1 rRNA gene is annotated in these 255 nt (G+C 61.2%); it reads right to left on the reverse strand.

Annotated features, from left to right (window positions below):
* Positions 1 to 14: 14 nt before the first annotated feature.
* Positions 15 to 255 (reverse strand): 23S ribosomal RNA (locus tag DXX99_RS11230); the annotation flags it as partial.

A 255-nucleotide genomic window follows, 5' to 3' on the forward strand; every position in this document is an offset into this window, starting at 1 on the left:
GTCAGGGCAGGCTCCAGGTCAAGACCTCGACCGATTAGTACCGGTCAGCTCAACCGGTTACCCGGCTTACACCTCCGGCCTATCTACCTGGTAGTCTACCAGGGGTCTTACCCGGGTTTTACCCCGGCAGGAAACCTCATCTTGGGGCGGGCTTCGCGCTTAGATGCTTTCAGCGCTTATCCCTTCCAGGCATGGCTACCCAGCTATGCCCCTGGCGGGACAACTGGTACACCAGCGGCCTGTCCGTCCCGGTCC

The sequence above is a fragment of the Ammonifex thiophilus genome (assembly GCF_003368535.1).
Classification (GTDB): Bacteria; Bacillota; Desulfotomaculia; order Desulfotomaculales; family Ammonificaceae; genus Ammonifex; species Ammonifex thiophilus.